Origin of the sequence: Bacillus sp. RC51 (assembly GCF_044908115.1) — a bacterium.
In the GTDB taxonomy this organism is placed as follows: domain Bacteria; phylum Bacillota; class Bacilli; order Bacillales; family Bacillaceae_G; genus Bacillus_A; species Bacillus_A mycoides.
Genome location: NZ_JBIYCW010000001.1, coordinates 645,286 through 663,965, shown reverse-complemented (window position 1 = coordinate 663,965; position 18,680 = coordinate 645,286). Strand labels below are relative to the sequence as shown.

Here is an 18,680-nt window from a genome sequence, read left to right as displayed (position 1 = left end):
AATCAATTACTTTTACGTTACAATATAATAAGAAATTAATAGCCGCATTCCTTTCTTATCAAACGTTATTCTCTCAACATTTCTTCATTCCTTTTTACAATAAGCGTTTTGAATATTTCTCAATAAAGCTTTCTCTTTACAAAAAAACTGCGTATAAAAGGTCTCTTTAATAACCTTTTATACGCAGCTTCTTTGTTTAAAACTCGATGATGTACTCATCATCATATTTATCGTATTGCAAACCCGCTCCTATTTTGAATTCTGTAACTTGATCTCTTAGAAATGGTGCATCTTCTATTTTACTAGTTGCTATTTCAATCCCATATTTTTTTGTTAAATGCGCTAATTCTATTAAAAACCATTCTCTTCGTAATACGACTGGAATATCATACGTTCGTCTTTTCATATATACTAGCACCTCTTTTATTTTCATTATTGAAAAGAATATCACTTCTACTTTCGATACACTTTTTAAAACTATCGTTCATCATCAAAGGCCAATGAAACATTATAGTATATGCATGTCCGTTTTAAACGTGCTATGGCAAAAATAATATTAAAAAACTCATTTAGTTTACATAAAAAAATTATGTAATAGTAAAAGGGTAAGGCTTGTCCCTCATCCTTTTACTATCAAAAGCTAAATTAAGAACATCTTGGTACACCTAAAGCTAAGAATAAACCTGCTACTCCTGCTGTAATTGGCACTTTCAACGTAATAACATCATCTACTTTTGTTACTAAAAAGTAAGCATTCCCTTCTTGTAACACGCAATTCACTAATAATTGAAATTCCATACAAATCTCCTCCTTTCAATCGATATACTATAATTTATGAAATCTCTTTCAAAAAGTAATAGTAAATACATCTATTTTTCCTTATATATAAAATAAATGTTTATACATCTATTAAAATATTAATTTTCTAAATTAATATAAAACGTGTAATATCCAATAAATCCCTATATAATCTATAGAGAAAATCTTACAAATGGAGGTATTAAAATGGCAGTTTTGAGTAATATTGGTGCAGCTTTATTTTTTATTGCTTTTATTCTTTTAATTTTATGTATCATTTCATTCTTTAAGAAAAATGGAAAAGCAAAACAGTATGGTCGTCCAACTGTTATTCTTTTTATGATTTCATTTCTCTTAATAGGAATGGGCACTACAAAATCTGAACACCCAGTCATCGATTTCTTTGCTACTTTAAGTTTGATTTTATTTATTTTTTTCCTTGTTCTAGCAATCTTATCCGTAATTAAAAAGACAGGTGTAGCAAAAAAACAATTTATTATCACAGCTATTTTATTTGTCATTTTTGTTGCGCTATCAGGTATTTCAAGTCCTTCTTCTGCAAAAACGACAGCAACGAATAAACAAGTCGCTTCTAATAGTGAAGAGAAAAAAGATGACGAAAAGAAAAAGGAATTAGAAAAGAAAGAGGCGGACGAAAAAACTCGTAAGCAAGAAAATGAGAAACGCCAAGCTGAAGAACTAGCTCGTAAGCAAGAGGATGAGAAACGCCAAACTGAGGAACTAGCTCGTAAGCAAGAAGATGAGAAACGCCAAGCTGAGGAACTAGCTCGTAAGCAAGAGGATGAGAAACGCCAAGCTGAAGAACAAGCCCGTAAACAACAAGAAGAGCAACAGCGTCAAGCTGATGAGCAGGCTCGTAAACAACAAGAAGAACAACAACGCCAAGCTGATGAGCAAGCTCGGAAACAGCAAGAAGAGCAACAACGTCAAGCTGATGAGCAGGCTCGCGTACAACAGGAACAACAAAAAGCACAGCAAACTCAAACAAAACCTGCTTCAGGAAATACAAGTAACGCATATTACAAAAATTGTGATGCAGTTAGAGCTGCTGGGAAAGCTCCTTTATATAGGGATCAACCTGGCTATAGCTCTAAACTTGATCGTGATGGCGATGGAATTGCATGTGAAAAATAGTAGTAAAAAAGAAGCTTCTAGTAAGCTTCTTTTTTATTATGAGAAACTATTACGACAAGTCCCCCTCCTCTTCCTTTTATAAAACTCATTTTTTTATTCTCAAAAATGACACATAAAAAGTGATTTCAATCACCTCATTATTTTTCATTTATCGCTATTCTTAATTTAGATATTACATTTAAACTTTATGGAGGCATTCATATGGAACATACATTTACTGAAACTTCAATTGTTGGTGAGATTGTTACGCAATTCCCGAAAGCTAGCGACCTTTTTAACATTTTTTCTTAAAGAAGTCTCCTTCCTAAAGCCTGTGAAAGACGATAGTCTAGCAGTATATGGGAGATGAATTTCGGTTTGGCGTAGCCCCAAAAATGGTTTCTCTATTTATTTTGCCTCTGATATAATCAGTCTTATAAGAGGTAAAGTTTTGTATAACAATGAAAGTAGATAATAATAATAATAATGTAATGTTCAGGTTGTGTGATCACCGTCATAGCTTATGGGAAATGAAGCGAAAACTGAGGTGAATGGAAATGCTAAAGCATAATAAGGCGTACAAATTTCGTCTGTATCCAACAGAAGAACAAGCACATCTGATACATAAAACTTTCGGATGTGTACGCTTTGTATATAACAAAATGCTAGCTGAACGGAAAGAAATATATGAAAAATACAAAGCGAACAAAGAAGAGCTGAAGAAACAAAAATTCCCTACTCCTGCGAAATACAAAGTGGAGTATGAATGGTTGAAAGAAGTTGATTCCTTAGCATTGGCCAACGCACAATTAAACTTGCAAACTGCGTATAAGAACTTTTTTAGTGGTCAAAGTGAGTTTCCTACATTCAAAAGTAAAAAGAATAGAAAATCCTATACAACGAATCGAGTAAACGGAAATATTATGTTGTTTCATGGTTATATCAAATTACCGAAACTGAAATTAGTACGACTGAAACAACATAGAGAGATCCCGCAAAATTATAACATCAAATCATGCACGATTTCGATGACACCAACTGGCAAGTATTATCTGTCTGTCTTAACTGAATATGAAAACGAAATTGTTCAGAAAGAAGTAGAAAGTGTAATTGGATTAGACTTCTCAATGGCTGAATTGTACGTGAGTAGCGAAGATGAGAAAGCCAATTATCCTCGCTTTTATCGTCAGATGTTGAACCGATTAGCAAAGGCACAACGAGTATTAGCAAGGCGTGTACAAGGCTCAGCACGCTTTAATAAACAACGGATCTGTGTAGCGAAGTTGCATGAAAAAGTCGCAAATCAACGTAAAAATTTCCTTCATCACAAGTCTAAAGAATTGGCTACTCATTTTGACGTTGTAGCAATAGAAGACTTAAATATAAAAGGAATGTCACAAGCACTTCGTTTTGGTAAAAGTGTTGCGGACAACGGTTGGAGGATGTTCACGACATTTTTAGCATATAAGCTACAAGAACAAGGAAAACAGCTTATAAAAATAGATAAATGGTTTCCTTCTACAAAGATGTGTAGTCGTTGTGGAAATAAAAAAGAAATGCCATTATGTGAACGCACGTATGCGTGTTCGTGTGGATTCACAATCAGTCGTGACTATAACGCAGCTATCAATATCAAAAAGGAAGCCATGCGGTTATTAGCGTTGATATAAATCGTAAGAAATAACCTTTGGAACAAGGGAGTTAGCTCGGCTGTCCTAGGACAAATTCGTTAGCTATCAAAAGTAGCGATGAACCGAGAAGCCCCCACTTCGGGGTAAGCTCGTAAGAGATACTAAGTGGGAGGTAGTTCACATCATATAGAATAGACTTTTGTTGTGGTGGTAATAAACCACTTATTGATGCAATTCATGAAAGAAATTTATCAGCTTCTGAAGTAATTACAGAGTTAAATACGCTTTATCATAATACGAAACTATTAAATGAATCTGAAATTGAAGTCACAGGACATGAGTAGCAATGCTCATGTCCTGCTTCTATTTATGCCTCTTCACCTCTCTATCCATATAACTAAATTTCCTATCCGCTTCTCTTTTCACATAAAACTAGAAATCATTATTTACCATATTGCCCTTAGTTACGGAAACAATTATACTAGATGTAATCGCGATAAATAATCTGAATATTCTCAGAATTAAAGATAGGAGTTTTACTACTCGCAAATAGAGAGATAAATTCTATTTTCCACTAAATGAATTAAAAAACGACAATAAAATTAGGAGGATTACGATGCCCCAGCTTGATTCATTACATCCCATAGTAGAAAAAATAATCACCAATATTGAAAAATTAATGGTCGGAAAACGACAAGAAACGCTCTTAGCTTTGACAGCTCTCTTAGCTGAAGGTCATGTACTATTAGAAGATGTTCCTGGCGTTGGGAAAACAATGCTAGTACGTGCTCTTTCTAAATCAATTGATGCTGATTACAAGCGTATTCAATTCACACCTGATTTACTGCCGTCAGATGTAACAGGTGTTTCTATTTATAATCCAAAAGAACTCCAATTTGAGTTCAAGCCTGGACCGATTATGGGGAATTTTGTACTTGCTGATGAAATTAATCGTACATCTCCAAAGACACAATCTGCCTTACTTGAAAGTATGGAAGAAGGCACTATCACAATAGATGGCATTACAAGATCGTTACCAAAACCTTTCTTTGTAATGGCTACACAAAATCCGGTCGAATATGAGGGAACATATCCTTTACCAGAAGCTCAGCTCGATCGTTTCTTGTTGAAGCTAAGAATGGGATATCCTACACCAGAAGAAGAATTTGAAATTTTAAACCGGATGGAAAAAACAAATCCACTCTCTCATTTACAAGCTATTACTACAATAAAAGAATTACTTTATTTACAACAAAGCGTACGGGAAGTAAGCATGGACAAAGCAATCAAGCATTACATTGTAAAACTTGTTACTCAGACGCGTTCTTATAGTTCTATACAGCTAGGTGCAAGTCCACGCGGCTCAATCGCTTTAATGAAAGCTTCACAAGCTTATGCATTCATCCATGGCAGAAATTATGTTATTCCAGACGATGTTAAATTTTTAGCTCCTTACGTTTTAGCTCACAGACTCATTCTAAAAATGGAAGCAAGATTTGAAGGAATAACAGGAGAACAAGTTATCGCCAAAATCGTTGCACGAACTACCGTGCCGACTCAAAGGACGAAAAACCTTTGATGAAACGACTACTACGGGCGCTATATCACGTTACGAAGTTATTGCTAATACCTTTATGCCTAGTCTTAACATTTGTGTACGCTATGCTTCAAGGAGGATTTGTAAGTTGGTTTTTGTTTTACAGTACGATTCCTATTGGTCTTTATTCACTACTATTTCCCTTCTACGCTTTACGAGACGCTGAAGTAAAACGAATAACAAACCAAAATGAATATGCAGCAGGAGAACAACTTTTAAGCACTATTACAATAAAAAGAAAATTTCCTTTTCCCTTACTTTATTTAGTTATAGAAGATGAACTACCATCACAATTTACAAGTTGTATACAAACGAAGGTGAATAAGGTAATACTCTTTCCAGGATTCAAACGGAATATTTCGTTTCAATATGTTATTGACACAATCCCTAGAGGAGAGCACACTTTTTCAAGCGTACGTGTCAAAACTGGTGATCTATTCGGTATGATGGAGAAAGAAGTAACTTTTTCAGTTCCAGATACATTTTTAGTCTATCCCCAGTATGTAGATATAACGTATCGACAATTGGAAAATCATTTCGAACAAGGAGCGCTTTCAGCAAATATAAATTTAGTAAAGGACTCTACAATCTCTGTCGGTGTCAGAGAATATAAGCCTGGTGATCGCTTTTCATGGATTGATTGGAAAGCAACTGCACGAACAAACAACATTATGACGAAAGAATTTGAACAACAGCGCAGCCATAATATTATGATATTTATGGACAGAACTGAGTCCCCTCTATTCGAATCAGTCGTAACGTTTACTGCCTCTATTGTGAGGGCTGTCTTGAAGCAAAATTCACCAGCATCATTCGTGTCTGTCGGAAAAGAACAAACTATTTTCCCTTTAAACAATGGAGATACTCAGTTGCAACAAATCTTTTTTCATTTAGCAAAAGTACAAGCAGACAGTGTATTCCCGCTCTCCCGGAGTGTAGAAATGGAATTAAGAAAAATTTATGAGCCCGTAACGATTATACTCGTGACAAGCGATCTTTCTCCCGATATTCAAAAGGCGGCTAACTTTGCTGCTATAAAAAACAGAAAATTAATGGTGTTTGTCGTGAAAGAAAAAGCAAACCAGCTCTCACATCGAGAACTCAGTATTCTAGAAACTCTACAAAAACGACAAATATTTGTAAATGTGGTTTATGGAAACCAGTATACAAACGTGTTTTTTGAGGTGAGCAAATGATAACATTACAGGCAAAAAAACAATTGGATATGACTAGATTTTTCATGCATGCATGCGCATTTCTACTTTTACTAGAATGGCTAAGGCCCCTTATAGGTATTACAAACGTAGGTAGATTAGATATTTTTGTAATATTTATAGGAATTTGCTTCACTCTCTCTTTTTTTCAAACAAGGTGGCAGATTCCAATAAAGATCGTCACGATTTTATTCATCATTCATTTCCTGTATTATAAAAATGCTTTTATAAATCCATCTTGGCTAACGAAATTTTTTTCTGATATTTCTCGAAATTCCTCCCTGTTATTTCAAGGGAATTTGCTAGATATTTCTCCAGTTTTTCCAACATTATTATTTTTTCTATCATTTTGGTTTTTGAGTTCTTTCAGCTCTTTTTGGGTTATTCATAAAAAACGTGGGTTGTTATTTCTTGTATTGACTATTATTTATATCACAACTTTTCATAACTTACATTTATACAATGCAAACTACGCTATTATTCGTACTGTTGTCATCGGCTTTTTTATGCTTAGTCTTCTTCAAATAGAACGAATAAAAGAGATTGAACACTTACAAAATTATGCTAGAGTAATCTCAAAATTACTTAGACCTCTTACAATATTTATTGTATTGTCAGCAACCATCGCATACTTTGCTCCAAAATTTGGCCCTCAATGGCCAAACCCAATGGATTTTTTAAAATTCAACACATCTGAAGCAAGTAAAGAACAAGAAGTTTCTAAAATTGGATATGGTCTAGATGACTCGCAATTAGGCGGTCCTTTTAAGCAGGATAATACAATTATTTTTACAGCACAAACGCAAAACAAACAATATTGGAGAGTAGAAACAAAAGATTTTTATACAGGAAAAGGCTGGGAGGTTTCTGAAAACCCGAAAAAGGTTTCTTTTAAAAATAAAAACGACGTCGTGAGTTGGTACGAACAAAATACAAAAACGGAGACAACCGAAGCAACAATCACCATGCAAAAAAGTTATCCTCACCTTACCTATCCAGCAGGATTAGTATCAGTTGAGGCTTCTTCTGATGTATCATACAGTGTTGACCCATTTTCAGAAAAAATCTATACGATGCACGGAGACTCTTCTACTACTTTAAACTCGTATAAAGTAACATATGAGATTCCGGAGTTTTCCATAGAAAATTTGAAATCTGTAAAAACGAATGAAGGTCATGAAACAAGTCCTTATTTCATGACAAAGTACACACAACTTCCCGAATCATTACCGCAGCGAGTAAAAGACTTGGCTGTTAATCTTACAAATGATAAAGGCAACCGATATGATAAAGTATTAGCTATTGAAAATTACTTCACAGACAACTCTTTTGTATACGAAACAATGAATGTCTTATTTCCTGCCAAAAACCAAGATTATGTAGATCAATTCCTTTTCGATACAAAAAGCGGATACTGTAATAATTTTTCGACTTCTATGATCGTCTTACTTCGTTCTGCCGGGATTCCCGCTCGATGGGTAAAAGGCTATACAGAAGGAACTCTTGAGAATACACTTGCTAGTACAGAAGGTGAGAATGTTTATAAAATCGAAAACAATAACGCACACTCTTGGGTCGAAGTATATTTCCCAGGATACGGATGGATTCCATTCGAACCAACAAAAGGATTTACCAATCCCTATAATTTCACAAATAATACTCCTGCTTCTACTTCACAAAATAACGAAGTAAATAATTCTAATAACGAGCCAATACACCAACGGAACAATGAAGCAAAGCTCAAAAATTTAATAGAAAATACAGAAGAAGCCTCTACTAAAAAGATCACAAATTCTAAAAATGGGTTTTCTTGGTGGTACGTATTCCTCTCTACGATGCCGATTAGTATCATCGGATACATTCTCTTCACCACTAGAATGAAATGGATTACATTTTTTATTATTCTTTTCTATAAATACCGAAAAGATGATGCTGTTTATCAAAAAGCTTACGGTGCACTTTTAAAACAATTTGCGAGAATCGGCATACCACGGGGTGAAAGTCAAACATTCCGAGAATACGCTCTCCACATCGATACACTTTACAATTCGGCCGATATGCAACAACTTACTTTCAGTTATGAGAACGCTATGTATCAAAAGGAACAGGCCGCAGCCGAATGGAAGACATCCGTACACTTATGGGAAGTGCTTATGAAAAAAGCAGCTTCTCTGCCTAAATCAAACGACTACGATAGAGTGATTTAATCTTGATAATGTGAGTTTAAAGAAAACACCTCAAAGAGCTACTTTGTTCTTTGAGGTGTTTTTTAGTAAACATAATAGATAGCTAACTCCTAATTATTCCCCAAGCACCTTCTCAATCTCAACCTCTAAATCCACCGGCTTCGTCTGCGGCGCAAAACGCCCTACTATTTTCCCGTCTTTTCCAATTAGAAACTTAGTAAAGTTCCATTTCACTGCTTTCATACCGAGTAAACCTGGTGCTTGTTCTGTCATGTATGTATAAAGTGGATGAGCCTTGTCACCTTTTACATCAATCTTTGCAAACATTGGGAAGTTCACACCGTAGTTCAATTCACAAAAACTAGTAATATCAGCTTCTGTGCCTGGTTCTTGTCCCCCAAATTGATTACAAGGGAAACCGAGTATTTCTAGTCCTTGGTCTTTATATTTATCATATACTTCCTGTAACCCTTTATATTGTGGTGTAAATCCACATTTACTAGCTACATTTACAATAAGAAGTGCTTTTCCTTCGTAATCTTTTAACGATTTTTCTTCTCCTGTTATTGTTTTAGCTGAAAAATCATAAACTGTCATTGTTCATACCCCTCTCTTCACTATCATTCTATGTTTATACTATACTACATTCGTGAATATACAGCTCTTATTACGTATTCACATACCGTAATGATAGCGCTTTATTTCCGTTCGAAAGTTCGACACAATATACTAGACTTTTATGATGGAAAGTTTTACAATTAATTTGTGAACAAAATGTGACAGTTTATATTTCCATTATAATAGAAAAGGATGGTGTTCATTATGAAAACTGCACAACATGAAACGATTTCAAATCGCGAGTTTTATTTCGTACTATATATGATGTTATTGTATGTTATTGGCTGGGTAATCGATGTAAATGGTTTATTTTTAAGCTCCTACTTTAATTTAGCAGGAGAAATTATGCTTCCGATCGTTGGTGGCATTGTTGGACTGTTCGTTATGTCTATCAATAAAGAACAAATGAAATAACTACATTACAAAAGGGCAGAAGACGAGCTTTCGTTTTCTGTCTTTTTCTGTTTTTAGCGTATAATAGATACATACCGTATATAAGGAGTGGTAAGTATGAAAAAAGTAGAACAACTATCTTCTCATCTATATCTTATTGATGATTATGACTTACAACATATTGAACGAACAGGTACTTACGTTTTATTAGGTGACGATATTACTTTAATTGAAACTTGTGCGGCCCCTTCTCTTCCGTATATTTTAGACGGCTTACAACAATTACATATTAATTTAAATGATGTAAAAAACATTATCGTTACACATGTTCATTTAGATCACGCCGGGGCTGCTGGTTTAATGATGGAAAAGTGCCCAAATGCTACTTTATTTGTGCATTCTCGCGGTGCTCGTCATCTGATTGATCCAACAAAACTCATTTTAGGTGCAAAAGCTGTGTACAAAGAAGATTTTGATAAACTTTTTGATCCAATTCTTCCAATTGAAGAAGAACGTGTTCGTATTGTACAAAATGGTGATACGTTAAAAATTGCAGAAGACCGTACACTTACATTTTACGATACACCGGGACATGCTAAGCACCATATTAGCATTCACGATTCATTAACAAATGGCATTTTTACTGGCGATACAATAGGAATTTACTATAGAGAACTCGCAGACCTTGGTGTAGAACTATATTTACCATCAACGTCCCCTTCACAATTCCAACCAAATGCGATGATTGCTTCTAAAAATCATATTCAAAGTATGAATGTAGATACTATTTATTTCGGTCATTACGGCGCATCATCCAATGTTACAGAAGTATATAACCAACTGGAACATTGGTTACCTATTTTCGTTCATACTGGAAAAGAGGTCTTTGAACAGTATAATGATTTCGATGAAGCGACTAAAGCTTTACAAACTGTATTAATGGATAAAATTTCTTCTCACCTTACAAAGTTAAACGTTCCATCAGATCATTCCGTTTACAACATTTTATATCTAGATATAGAAATTAGCGCAATGGGCATTATTGATTATTTCACGAAGCAAGAAAAGGCAAACTCCACTATTAACTAACAGTATAAGAAGAGATATACAACAGTAGTTATTGTATATCTCTTCTTTTTTTGAATATATTTTGAGTAAAGGATGGTGGAATGGAATGCAAAAAGTGATACTATACCTCTGCTTTACATTATTTATCGTCTTATTATTATTTGTCGGAGTAAAAATTCAATTTTATTTAGATACAGACGCGCAAGTGAATTTTAACGTTTATCCAAGATTATTCTACTTTACACTCTTCCCTCTTATAGTTGGCATTTTATTACGATTCCTTCAATCTATTAATCATTCAATGAATAAACAAAGCTGGAGCTTTCAACCGGATAAATTTATTGCTATTACAGTGCCTACACTATTCATTTCCTTTTCCCCTGCATTACTCTTTTCACCACTTGGCGAATACCTACCTTATTTAGCTAATATTATTCTCGTGAACACAACTTTCGTTACTATAATTAGCCTAATTGCGGGTTATTCACTATTAGATTGTTTTATACAAAAGGACAATGCAACTATGAAAAAATATAATTGAATACTCTATTTAATCGTGCAAGTCAAGGATTGTTCTTCCTTGGCTTGTTTTTAGAATAATTATATTCCTGTATAATACAGTTATCGAATAAAATTCGGAGGAATGATACAATGTTTTTTCAACTTTTTTTACTAGCAATCATTATGTCTTTTATTAGTGGTCGACTAATTGGGACAAAACTAAATTTTTTCAAACAAGCAAGTGCGGCCACTTTAGGTGTTTCAATTACGTCAGCTATGTATTGGTTTTTATATTTACGCTATCAAGATGAATCGATTGTCGGTGTTGATAGATACTTTTGGCTAGGAAGCTCATTAATTGTATCGATGCTTTGTTACCTAGTTTTTGAATTATTTGATCCTATTAAGCGTAGCGAAATGGATGACGTAGTAATGGAAAGCCGAAATCCTATTTCAAAATTCTTCTCTAAGATTGGTAGACAAAAAAGATATATGCGCGTCTCTTCTATTGCAATAAAACATGGAATGGGAAAATATTTAGCTTTAAAGCGCTCACCAGAAGCAGATCGTAAGCTCGCCACTTCACTTCGAAATACACTAGAAGAATGCGGTGGTGTATTTATTAAATTCGGACAAGTTTTATCAACTCGATCTGATTTATTACCACCTGTTTTTATTCACGAGTTATCAAACCTTCAAGAAAATGTAACACGTTTATCACAAAAACAAGTTGAAGAAATATTGATAAAGGAACTACATATACCGAAAGATGAAATTTTCAGCTCCTTTGAAATGGAACCGTTAGCTGCCGCCTCTATTGGCCAAGTACATAAAGCGAAGTTGAAAGAAAACGACCAGGATGTCGTTGTGAAACTACTACGTCCTAATATTTCTGAGACAATTAAACGTGACTTAGATATTTTAATTCACTTTGCTTTATGGATTTCCAACAAATCAACTTGGGCTAAAAATATTGGATTTCTTGATTTAGCACACGGCTTCTCTATCGCATTAAAAGAAGAAATTGATTTCAAAATTGAAGCTCGTAACTTCGAACAAGTGTCTGATTCACTAAAACATAGCGAAACGAAAGTAAAAATACCGAAAGTATATCAAGAATACAGTAATTCCAAAATACTTGTGCTTGAATTTTTGGATGGAGTAAGTGTTAAAAGTGGGTCAGCATTATTAAATGAATTACAAATTGATACGAAAAAAGTACAACGGCAACTCTTTGATTGTATTTTAGAACAAATTTTCTTTAAAGGTATTTTCCATGCAGACCCTCATCCAGGTAATGTGTATATTCTTCGTGATGGCACTCCTGCATTACTTGATTTCGGTTCTGTCGGACGATTAGGAACACTACAACAAGATGCATTCAAGCGACTACTTATCGGCTTTGAGCGCAAAAATTCATATGTCTTGCTTGATGGGCTGCTTCAACTAGTTGAAAAGAAACCAAATGTTGATAAAGAAGGATTAGAACAATCTATCAGCCAATTATTAATCCAAAGTACGTACGTTTCTACAAATGGTTCTGAAGAATTCATTCAAGGGTTGTTTCAAATAATCTCTGAGTTTGAATTAGCATTTTATCCAATGGTTGCAGGGGCTTTCCGCTCTCTAATTACGCTAGAAGGAACGATGCTGCAACTAAATCCTGAATTCAATTTAATGGACGAAGCGCTTTGCGGAAGATCATGCAGCTAGTTTCATGCCGGTTAACAATTATTCTAGTTTAAAAGAAGCTGCAACAAACGAATTACTCTCTATGTTACCTGCCATACGACGCATTCCTAGAAAACTAGATGATTTAAGTTCAAAACTAGAAAACGGAGAATTATCCGTAAAGGTCGGCTTTTTCTCTGACGAAACAAATGCATCATTCATTACTACGTTTATCTCACAATTCCTCATTGCATTTATTGGAACTGCATTTGGTGGAATTTCGGTAGGCGTATTGCATTTAGCAAACAATGCGAAAGAACCCAATGATCAATTTTTAAGCGTCGTTGGTTACGGCGGTTTATTTATAAGTGCGATATTACTTGTAAGGGTCGCTATACATGCCGTAAGAAAATTTAAATAATAGTAAAACGAGTATGAAATCAAGTGGATTTTATACTCGTTTTTTATTGTTCATATATTCAATATATAATAGGAAATTTATGTTAAACTAAAGAAAGTCGCGCACTAAATCAAAATACATTTCAAACAAGGGAGACTTATTATGAAATTAGGGACTTTCTCGTTTCTAACGTTTATCACAAGTATATGTTCTTTCTTTATTTTAAGAGGACCTAATGCAAATTTAACATTAATTATTGTGCTTCTAAGTATTCTTTCATTACTCGGTATTATTTTTGCGATCGCATCAAAGAATTGGCTATTTAAAATAGTTGGTACGACATTAAATGGAGTCATACTAATATTTGTATATTTCTTATTGCTAGCAAAAGGAATAGGTGGTTAATATATTTACGTTTCAATAAAAAAAGCTCACAGCTTAAGCTATGAGCTTTTTTACTTATCTCACCTTTCCATCTACATACTCCATAAACTGTTCTGCTTTAATAAATCTTTCTTTATACGCTTCAGGTACTTCTTCTACTGTTATCCCACCGCTCGATTTCGCTTTTACTAATACAGTTTGATATGACATTAACGCTTCCATATATTGTTCATACTCTTCCGAAGTTAATACTTCTTTACTAGATTTATGCCCATTTAATTTATCAAAATACGGCTGAAGCTCCATTTCTACCTTTTTCAATTCCTCTTTTTTAGCTGGTGATAATTGATCATAATCAATATTACCGTTCGAATCCCCGTACTCAAGCTTTGCATTTGTTAATTTCTTTAGTTCTTTTGTAAACTCTTCATATTCCTTCGCACCCATTTCGTCTTTCGCTTCTGATAACTTTGCATTAAAACGCATATACGCTTCTAATGTCATCGCTCCGGCATGTTTTTTTAAGTTCTCAAACGAACCGTATATACCATCCGCCATAATAGATTGGTAAGCAAAACCAGTCGTTGGGATTAAAAATGCGGCTGCAAGCACTCCTGCAATAAGACGCTTCTTCCTTTTGTTCCCCCCTCGCTTCATTTTAATCTGAACAATTACTTTTTCTTTTAACTCCGGCGGGGCAACAATCCCCTTCGCTTCTTCTTGTATAGATTCTCTAACTTTACAATCTAAGCTCATTTCACATTCCCTACCTCTCCTAAAAAGATTTCTTCTACTTGTTCTTTTTGGCGTAGTTTCTTTAATGCCGCATGAATTCTAGACTTCACTGTACCGATTGGAATATGTAATATTTGTGCTACTTCTTCTTGAGAGTAATCGTCTAAGTATCTTAAGATAATAACTTGTTTCAATTTATACGGTAACTTATGAATGAGTTCTATTAATTTTTGATTTGATATTTTACTTACAACATCGCTAGAAAAATCAATTTGTACTGGTTTTCTTTGCTCTTCTGCTTTTTTTACAATTCGCAGTCGCATCCACCTCTTTCTTCTATAAGAATGAATTTGTTTAATCGCAAGTCCAATTAGCCAAGGTCTAAATGGCTTCTCGCTATCATATTTACGAAGCGATTCATATAGCTGTATGTATATTTCCTGAACGATATCATCTACATCCGTTTTATCTTCTATTAAAAAATGTGCTGTCTTATATATTTCTTGAATCGTTTTATCATACAATTCGCTATATGCTTCTTTATTACCTGATAAAGTTAATTGGATTAAATCTGAATACACTGTTTCACCCTTCATGTACCATCCCTCCTTTGTCCTACACTATATATTGGCAAGAAAACGATATTTCGTTCGATTTCTTTCAAAGTTTTTTCAAATAAATTAATATAATGATGCAATGACTTCATAAGCTTCACTTATAACCCTGCATAACAATTATATAATTTTCCAATTTCTAATAAAGATTTAAAATAATATATATATATTCAAATTTAGGAGGGTGTATATGAAAGCTATCGTTGTAACTTCGTTCAGTGGTCCTGAAGTGATGAAATATACAGATGTGGAGATGCCGGCTATTTCAGACAATCAAGTTTTAATACGCGTTGTCGCTACCAGTGTTAATTTCGCCGATATTAAATCACGTTATGGCAAAAAAGGAAACAAAGCCTTACCTTTTATCCCAGGGATAGATGCAACTGGTATTGTAGAACGCGTAGGTTCTCATGTAAAAAACATTTATCCTGGCCAACGAGTCATTGCTTTTCCTCAAAATGGTTCATACTCTGAATATGTTGTCGCGAACGAAAATCTTACTTTTGTATTACCTGATGAAGTTGATTTCCAAACTGCAGCCGCTTGCCCTATCGTATCTTTTACAAGCTACAATTTACTTGCAAATGTTGCAAGACTTCAGCAAGGTGAATCTGTTCTAATTCATGCCGCTGCTGGAGGAATTGGTACTACCGCGATTCAACTCGCAAAATTATTAGGGGCTAAAAAAGTAATCGGTACTGTTGGAAGTGAAGCGAAAAGAAAAATTGCTTTAGATGCTGGCGCTGATTATGTTATTTGTCATCAAGATGAAGATTTTGTAGAGAGGGTAAATCAGCTTACAAACGGAGAAGGTGTTAATATTGTTTTAGATTCTATTTCTGGTACTGTGTCCGAAAGAAGTTTAGAATGCCTTGCTTATTACGGTCGTCTCGTCCATTTCGGCAATGCTAGCGGAGAAGTTGGTATTTTTCAAACGAAAGATTTACACGCAAGTTGCCGTTCTATACTCGGTTTCAGCTTTGGCACTACACGGAAAAAACGTCCTGAATTGCTTCAAGAAACTGCGAATCAAGTTTTCCATTATTTACGCGATGGAAGTTTACAAATTAAAGCTACGAAATCTTTTCCTCTTCAAGATGCAGGGAAAGCACATGAATGGGTCGAAAGTAGACAAAGTATAGGGAAAGTAATACTACACGTTCAGACAGCTCCCTAAAATGAATACATGAAATAGAGGTGTTATTCATGGGATCACGAATTATGCATATCATTATCGCGAGCGGTATTGCTGAGAAACTTTCTATTCAAGATAAAACTTCTTTCTTACTTGGTGGTGTAGCTCCTGATGCTGTTCATTCAAAAGAAGAAAAAGGAGCTTCCCATTTTTACGCTGGTACAACGAAGAACTATACGAGAAGAATAGATTATGATTCATTTATTCATAAATACGAAGATCATATAGATTCCCCCTATATTTTAGGTTATTATACCCACCTCATTGCCGATGATAATTGGCTAAGCGGCTTTTTTCTACCTTGGCTTAAAAACAGAATAGAAAACGACGAAACTATCGCACCTATGTACTATAACGATTTTAAATTATTGAACGCACAATTGTTGCATCATTACGATAAAGAACAGCAGCTCTTCACCCTACTTAATCAAGAGGCTAACATTGTGAATATAGAGGAGGTTTCTAGAGAGAATGTTTTAGCTTTTCGGCAATATATTTTTGAAGATATGCTATATCCTGAGCAACACTTGCACGAAAACTTACAAGTGTTTTCATTTGATCAAATCGTTGGTTATATTGAGACTGCAATTGAAAAAGGAACATTTTTTATAGAACAACTCGTTAATAAAAAATTGACTTCAAATATTTAATCCCCCTCATTATTTACGAGGGGGATTTTCACATAACTATATAATTATTTATTTTTTTCCATTACTGCAAAGTAATTCCCTTCACTATCAGCAAAGTTAAACACTTTACCAGTAGGCATAGTTACGTCTTTCTCATTATTTATCTAGGCTTTTTCTTACCAGTAAAAGCTGGTTTCTTTTTCTTTGGTGCCGGTGGTTTCGATTCTACAAATGTTCCTTTGAACATTTCTTGTTTCGTAAACACGATACCTAATTTTTTCGCAAATTGAAGTAATTTACGCTCTTCTTGTTCTGTTACAAGAGAAACAACTGTTCCTTCTTTGCCCATACGTCCAGTACGTCCTGAGCGGTGAATATATTGGTCTACTGTATCTGGTAACTCTAAGTGGATTACGTGTGTTAAATCATCGATATCTAATCCACGTGCTGCAATATCAGTAGCAAGTAATATTTCTAATTTCCCGCTACGGAACGCGCGCATCGTTACTTCACGCTCTTGTTTGCTTGCCTCTGCATGAAGTGCTGCTGCTTTCATTTTACGGAACTTCAGTTTTTGAGTAATTTCATCTAAACGGAATGGATCATTTAAGAAGGCAACTGCTTTTACATTTCCCATATGCATAACTCTTCTAATATAATCATTTTTTTCACGACGCTCACAAACGATATACGTATGTTCAACTAGGCTCTGTGCCTCTGAACGTGTTACACGTACTAATTGTGGTTCAACTGTCAAATCACGTGCCGCATCTTCTGCAGCTTTTGTTATTGTCGCCGAGCAGAATACTAATTGACGATCGCGCATCGTTGATTTAATTACATCAAGTACAGCACCCATCATCTTTTGTTTTACAATTTGATCAAACTCATCAAATACAATCGTTTTCACTTCATGCATCTTTAATTTTTTCATACGAATCAATTCTAAAATACGTCCTGGTGAACCGACAATAACTCTCGGATGTTTCTTTAATTTTTCAACTTGGCGCTTAATATCCGCACCTCCAATTAAAGACGCACCTGAAATATCAGTTCCCGCTGTAAACTTTTGAACCTCTTCATGAATTTGCATAACAAGTTCACGAGTTGGCGCTAAAATTACAACTTGCGGTTGTTTAACTTCAGGATTAATTTTATGTAAAAGTGGTAATAAGTACGCTAATGTTTTTCCTGTTCCAGTTGGAGATTCAGCAATAACGTCTTGTCCTTCTAAAATAGTTGGAATCGCTTGTTTTTGAATTTCAGTAAATTCTTTAAAACCAGCCTTCTCCCAAGCTTGTTGTAAAAATGGTTGCATATCTTTTATCATTTGTTTTTCTCCTTTATCTCTATTTTTGAAGAAAATGTTGTATTGTTCGCACCGTTTCTATCATGTGTGAAATAACAGCTATTAAATCATCAACATGGTCTTCTGTAATCGATTTTTGAAATAGAACCTCTACCTTATTATGATATGAAATCGCTTGCTTATTATATTCGTATGAAATTTTTTGCGTAATCATTCGCTCTTTTCCCCATATAGAATGCAATAAAGTTTCAATTTCTTCGCATCCTATCTCTGGTTGCTCCATTTCGAACGAGAATTCCAGCTTCATTTCACAACCTGGTATAAACTGAGGTACTTCTAATATTTCACCTGATAAATTCTTTGCATCAACAGATAGTGAAAATGTCGCCTCTACCATCGTTTTAAATGTTTCTGTTAGTTGAAATGAAATACTATACATACGACTTAATGAAGCAAGGTCCATCACATCTTTTCGATCCGTTACGAGAATATCACCGTGTAAATCGAAATCATAGACAGCTCCTTCCACAATTACCTTTAAATTTTCAAAAGCAGTTGGATCAAACATAATTTCCTCCAAAAAACAGGCGCCTTTCGATGGAA

General features: G+C 34.6%; 18 protein-coding genes and 4 pseudogenes. 14 read left to right on the top strand and 8 right to left on the bottom strand.

The genetic code is table 11. From position 1 onward, the window contains the following. Positions 1 to 196: 196 nt before the first annotated feature. Both ABH959_RS03450 and exsG read right to left on the bottom strand, forming a co-directional pair. Entirely contained in the window at positions 197 to 406 is a 210-nt protein-coding gene (locus ABH959_RS03450) for a hypothetical protein (RefSeq protein WP_002085943.1), read from the bottom strand. A 239-nt stretch (positions 407 to 645) separates the two neighbouring features. Then, positions 646 to 798: an exosporium protein ExsG gene (gene exsG / locus ABH959_RS03445; RefSeq protein ID WP_000395676.1), complete on the bottom strand. Its 153-nt coding sequence runs from the start codon at positions 796 to 798 to the stop codon at positions 646 to 648. 207 nt (positions 799 to 1,005) lie between these two features. Between exsG and ABH959_RS03440 the strand changes: the two genes are divergently transcribed. The 7 genes and pseudogenes from ABH959_RS03440 to ABH959_RS03410 all read left to right on the top strand — a co-directional run bounded on the left by ABH959_RS03440 (position 1,006) and on the right by ABH959_RS03410 (position 8,581). Continuing rightward, complete coding sequence (locus ABH959_RS03440; RefSeq protein ID WP_404492281.1) at positions 1,006 to 1,953, top strand: excalibur calcium-binding domain-containing protein; 948 nt, start codon at positions 1,006 to 1,008, stop codon at positions 1,951 to 1,953. Between the two features lie 195 nt (positions 1,954 to 2,148). Then, positions 2,149 to 2,238, top strand: a pseudogene (locus ABH959_RS03435) (iron-sulfur cluster repair di-iron protein); the annotation flags it as partial. Positions 2,239 to 2,489: 251 nt separating this feature from the next. After that, positions 2,490 to 3,602, top strand: a complete 1,113-nt coding sequence (locus ABH959_RS03430; RefSeq protein ID WP_404492280.1) for an RNA-guided endonuclease TnpB family protein — start codon at positions 2,490 to 2,492, stop codon at positions 3,600 to 3,602. A gap of 137 nt (positions 3,603 to 3,739) precedes the next feature. Continuing rightward, positions 3,740 to 3,889, top strand: a pseudogene (locus tag ABH959_RS03425) (DUF542 domain-containing protein); the annotation flags it as partial. A gap of 290 nt (positions 3,890 to 4,179) precedes the next feature. Next, entirely contained in the window at positions 4,180 to 5,142 is a 963-nt protein-coding gene (locus ABH959_RS03420; RefSeq protein ID WP_113938586.1) for an AAA family ATPase, read from the top strand. Continuing rightward, positions 5,142 to 6,356 carry a DUF58 domain-containing protein gene (locus ABH959_RS03415; RefSeq protein WP_113938599.1) on the top strand — a complete coding sequence of 405 codons (1,215 nt, stop codon included), beginning with the start codon at positions 5,142 to 5,144 and terminating at the stop codon, positions 6,354 to 6,356. The genes ABH959_RS03420 and ABH959_RS03415 overlap by 1 nt, the downstream gene beginning before the upstream one ends. Then, a complete protein-coding gene (locus ABH959_RS03410; protein WP_404492279.1) occupies positions 6,353 to 8,581 on the top strand; it encodes a transglutaminase TgpA family protein in 2,229 nt (742 codons plus the stop codon). The genes ABH959_RS03415 and ABH959_RS03410 overlap by 4 nt, the downstream gene beginning before the upstream one ends. Positions 8,582 to 8,674: 93 nt before the next feature. On the opposite strand, the gene bsaA is transcribed toward ABH959_RS03410, so the two are convergent. Next, positions 8,675 to 9,157, bottom strand: a complete 483-nt coding sequence (bsaA, locus tag ABH959_RS03405) for a glutathione peroxidase (RefSeq protein ID WP_002065095.1) — start codon at positions 9,155 to 9,157, stop codon at positions 8,675 to 8,677. A 225-nt stretch (positions 9,158 to 9,382) separates the two neighbouring features. Here bsaA and ABH959_RS03400 point away from each other — a divergent pair, with 225 nt between their 5' ends. The 5 genes and pseudogenes from ABH959_RS03400 to ABH959_RS03380 all read left to right on the top strand — a co-directional run bounded on the left by ABH959_RS03400 (position 9,383) and on the right by ABH959_RS03380 (position 13,616). Continuing rightward, on the top strand, positions 9,383 to 9,592 hold the full coding sequence (locus ABH959_RS03400) for a DUF3925 family protein (protein WP_060488575.1): 210 nt from the start codon (positions 9,383 to 9,385) through the stop codon (positions 9,590 to 9,592). Positions 9,593 to 9,679: 87 nt separating this feature from the next. Further along, entirely contained in the window at positions 9,680 to 10,660 is a 981-nt protein-coding gene (locus ABH959_RS03395; protein ID WP_113938560.1) for an MBL fold metallo-hydrolase, read from the top strand. Positions 10,661 to 10,745: 85 nt separating this feature from the next. Beyond that, positions 10,746 to 11,180, top strand: a complete 435-nt coding sequence (locus ABH959_RS03390; protein WP_113938559.1) for a hypothetical protein — start codon at positions 10,746 to 10,748, stop codon at positions 11,178 to 11,180. A gap of 110 nt (positions 11,181 to 11,290) precedes the next feature. Next, positions 11,291 to 13,232 (top strand): annotated as a pseudogene (locus ABH959_RS03385) (ABC1 kinase family protein). A gap of 141 nt (positions 13,233 to 13,373) precedes the next feature. Then, positions 13,374 to 13,616 carry a hypothetical protein gene (locus ABH959_RS03380; RefSeq protein ID WP_003188879.1) on the top strand — a complete coding sequence of 81 codons (243 nt, stop codon included), beginning with the start codon at positions 13,374 to 13,376 and terminating at the stop codon, positions 13,614 to 13,616. Between the two features lie 54 nt (positions 13,617 to 13,670). On the opposite strand, the gene ABH959_RS03375 is transcribed toward ABH959_RS03380, so the two are convergent. Beyond that, entirely contained in the window at positions 13,671 to 14,351 is a 681-nt protein-coding gene (locus tag ABH959_RS03375) for a DUF3600 domain-containing protein (protein ID WP_404492278.1), read from the bottom strand. After that, positions 14,348 to 14,926 carry a sigma-70 family RNA polymerase sigma factor gene (locus ABH959_RS03370; protein ID WP_404492277.1) on the bottom strand — a complete coding sequence of 193 codons (579 nt, stop codon included), beginning with the start codon at positions 14,924 to 14,926 and terminating at the stop codon, positions 14,348 to 14,350. Before ABH959_RS03370 ends, ABH959_RS03375 begins: the two co-directional genes overlap by 4 nt. 208 nt (positions 14,927 to 15,134) lie before the next feature. Here ABH959_RS03370 and ABH959_RS03365 point away from each other — a divergent pair, with 208 nt between their 5' ends. Further along, positions 15,135 to 16,121 carry a quinone oxidoreductase family protein gene (locus ABH959_RS03365; protein ID WP_404492276.1) on the top strand — a complete coding sequence of 329 codons (987 nt, stop codon included), beginning with the start codon at positions 15,135 to 15,137 and terminating at the stop codon, positions 16,119 to 16,121. Positions 16,122 to 16,150: 29 nt separating this feature from the next. After that, a complete protein-coding gene (locus ABH959_RS03360; protein ID WP_404455006.1) occupies positions 16,151 to 16,789 on the top strand; it encodes a zinc dependent phospholipase C family protein in 639 nt (212 codons plus the stop codon). A 44-nt stretch (positions 16,790 to 16,833) separates the two neighbouring features. Here ABH959_RS03360 and ABH959_RS03355 read toward each other — a convergent pair. The 3 genes and pseudogenes from ABH959_RS03355 to ABH959_RS03345 form a co-directional block, all read right to left on the bottom strand. After that, a pseudogene (locus ABH959_RS03355) lies at positions 16,834 to 16,914 on the bottom strand (VOC family protein); the annotation flags it as partial. Between the two features lie 14 nt (positions 16,915 to 16,928). Continuing rightward, the gene (locus tag ABH959_RS03350) at positions 16,929 to 18,098 is read right to left on the bottom strand and encodes a DEAD/DEAH box helicase (protein WP_002012513.1); all 1,170 of its coding nucleotides are present in this window, start codon (positions 18,096 to 18,098) and stop codon (positions 16,929 to 16,931) included. A gap of 19 nt (positions 18,099 to 18,117) precedes the next feature. Then, positions 18,118 to 18,645: a hypothetical protein gene (locus ABH959_RS03345; protein WP_002065080.1), complete on the bottom strand. Its 528-nt coding sequence runs from the start codon at positions 18,643 to 18,645 to the stop codon at positions 18,118 to 18,120. Positions 18,646 to 18,680: the final 35 nt, after the last annotated feature.

What these genes read in the sequence shown, in the direction of transcription:
- ABH959_RS03450 (WP_002085943.1), bottom strand. Translation starts at nt 406, where the DNA reads ATGAAAAGACGAACGTATGATATTCCAGTCGTATTACGAAGAGAATGG.
- exsG (WP_000395676.1), bottom strand. Translation starts at nt 798, where the DNA reads ATGGAATTTCAATTATTAGTGAATTGCGTGTTACAAGAAGGGAATGCT.
- ABH959_RS03440 (WP_404492281.1), top strand. Translation starts at nt 1,006, where the DNA reads ATGGCAGTTTTGAGTAATATTGGTGCAGCTTTATTTTTTATTGCTTTT.
- ABH959_RS03430 (WP_404492280.1), top strand. Translation starts at nt 2,490, where the DNA reads ATGCTAAAGCATAATAAGGCGTACAAATTTCGTCTGTATCCAACAGAA.
- ABH959_RS03420 (WP_113938586.1), top strand. Translation starts at nt 4,180, where the DNA reads ATGCCCCAGCTTGATTCATTACATCCCATAGTAGAAAAAATAATCACC.
- ABH959_RS03415 (WP_113938599.1), top strand. Translation starts at nt 5,142, where the DNA reads ATGAAACGACTACTACGGGCGCTATATCACGTTACGAAGTTATTGCTA.
- ABH959_RS03410 (WP_404492279.1), top strand. Translation starts at nt 6,353, where the DNA reads ATGATAACATTACAGGCAAAAAAACAATTGGATATGACTAGATTTTTC.
- bsaA (WP_002065095.1), bottom strand. Translation starts at nt 9,157, where the DNA reads ATGACAGTTTATGATTTTTCAGCTAAAACAATAACAGGAGAAGAAAAA.
- ABH959_RS03400 (WP_060488575.1), top strand. Translation starts at nt 9,383, where the DNA reads ATGAAAACTGCACAACATGAAACGATTTCAAATCGCGAGTTTTATTTC.
- ABH959_RS03390 (WP_113938559.1), top strand. Translation starts at nt 10,746, where the DNA reads ATGCAAAAAGTGATACTATACCTCTGCTTTACATTATTTATCGTCTTA.
- ABH959_RS03380 (WP_003188879.1), top strand. Translation starts at nt 13,374, where the DNA reads ATGAAATTAGGGACTTTCTCGTTTCTAACGTTTATCACAAGTATATGT.
- ABH959_RS03375 (WP_404492278.1), bottom strand. Translation starts at nt 14,351, where the DNA reads ATGAGCTTAGATTGTAAAGTTAGAGAATCTATACAAGAAGAAGCGAAG.
- ABH959_RS03370 (WP_404492277.1), bottom strand. Translation starts at nt 14,926, where the DNA reads ATGAAGGGTGAAACAGTGTATTCAGATTTAATCCAATTAACTTTATCA.
- ABH959_RS03365 (WP_404492276.1), top strand. Translation starts at nt 15,135, where the DNA reads ATGAAAGCTATCGTTGTAACTTCGTTCAGTGGTCCTGAAGTGATGAAA.
- ABH959_RS03360 (WP_404455006.1), top strand. Translation starts at nt 16,151, where the DNA reads ATGGGATCACGAATTATGCATATCATTATCGCGAGCGGTATTGCTGAG.
- ABH959_RS03350 (WP_002012513.1), bottom strand. Translation starts at nt 18,098, where the DNA reads ATGATAAAAGATATGCAACCATTTTTACAACAAGCTTGGGAGAAGGCT.
- ABH959_RS03345 (WP_002065080.1), bottom strand. Translation starts at nt 18,645, where the DNA reads ATGTTTGATCCAACTGCTTTTGAAAATTTAAAGGTAATTGTGGAAGGA.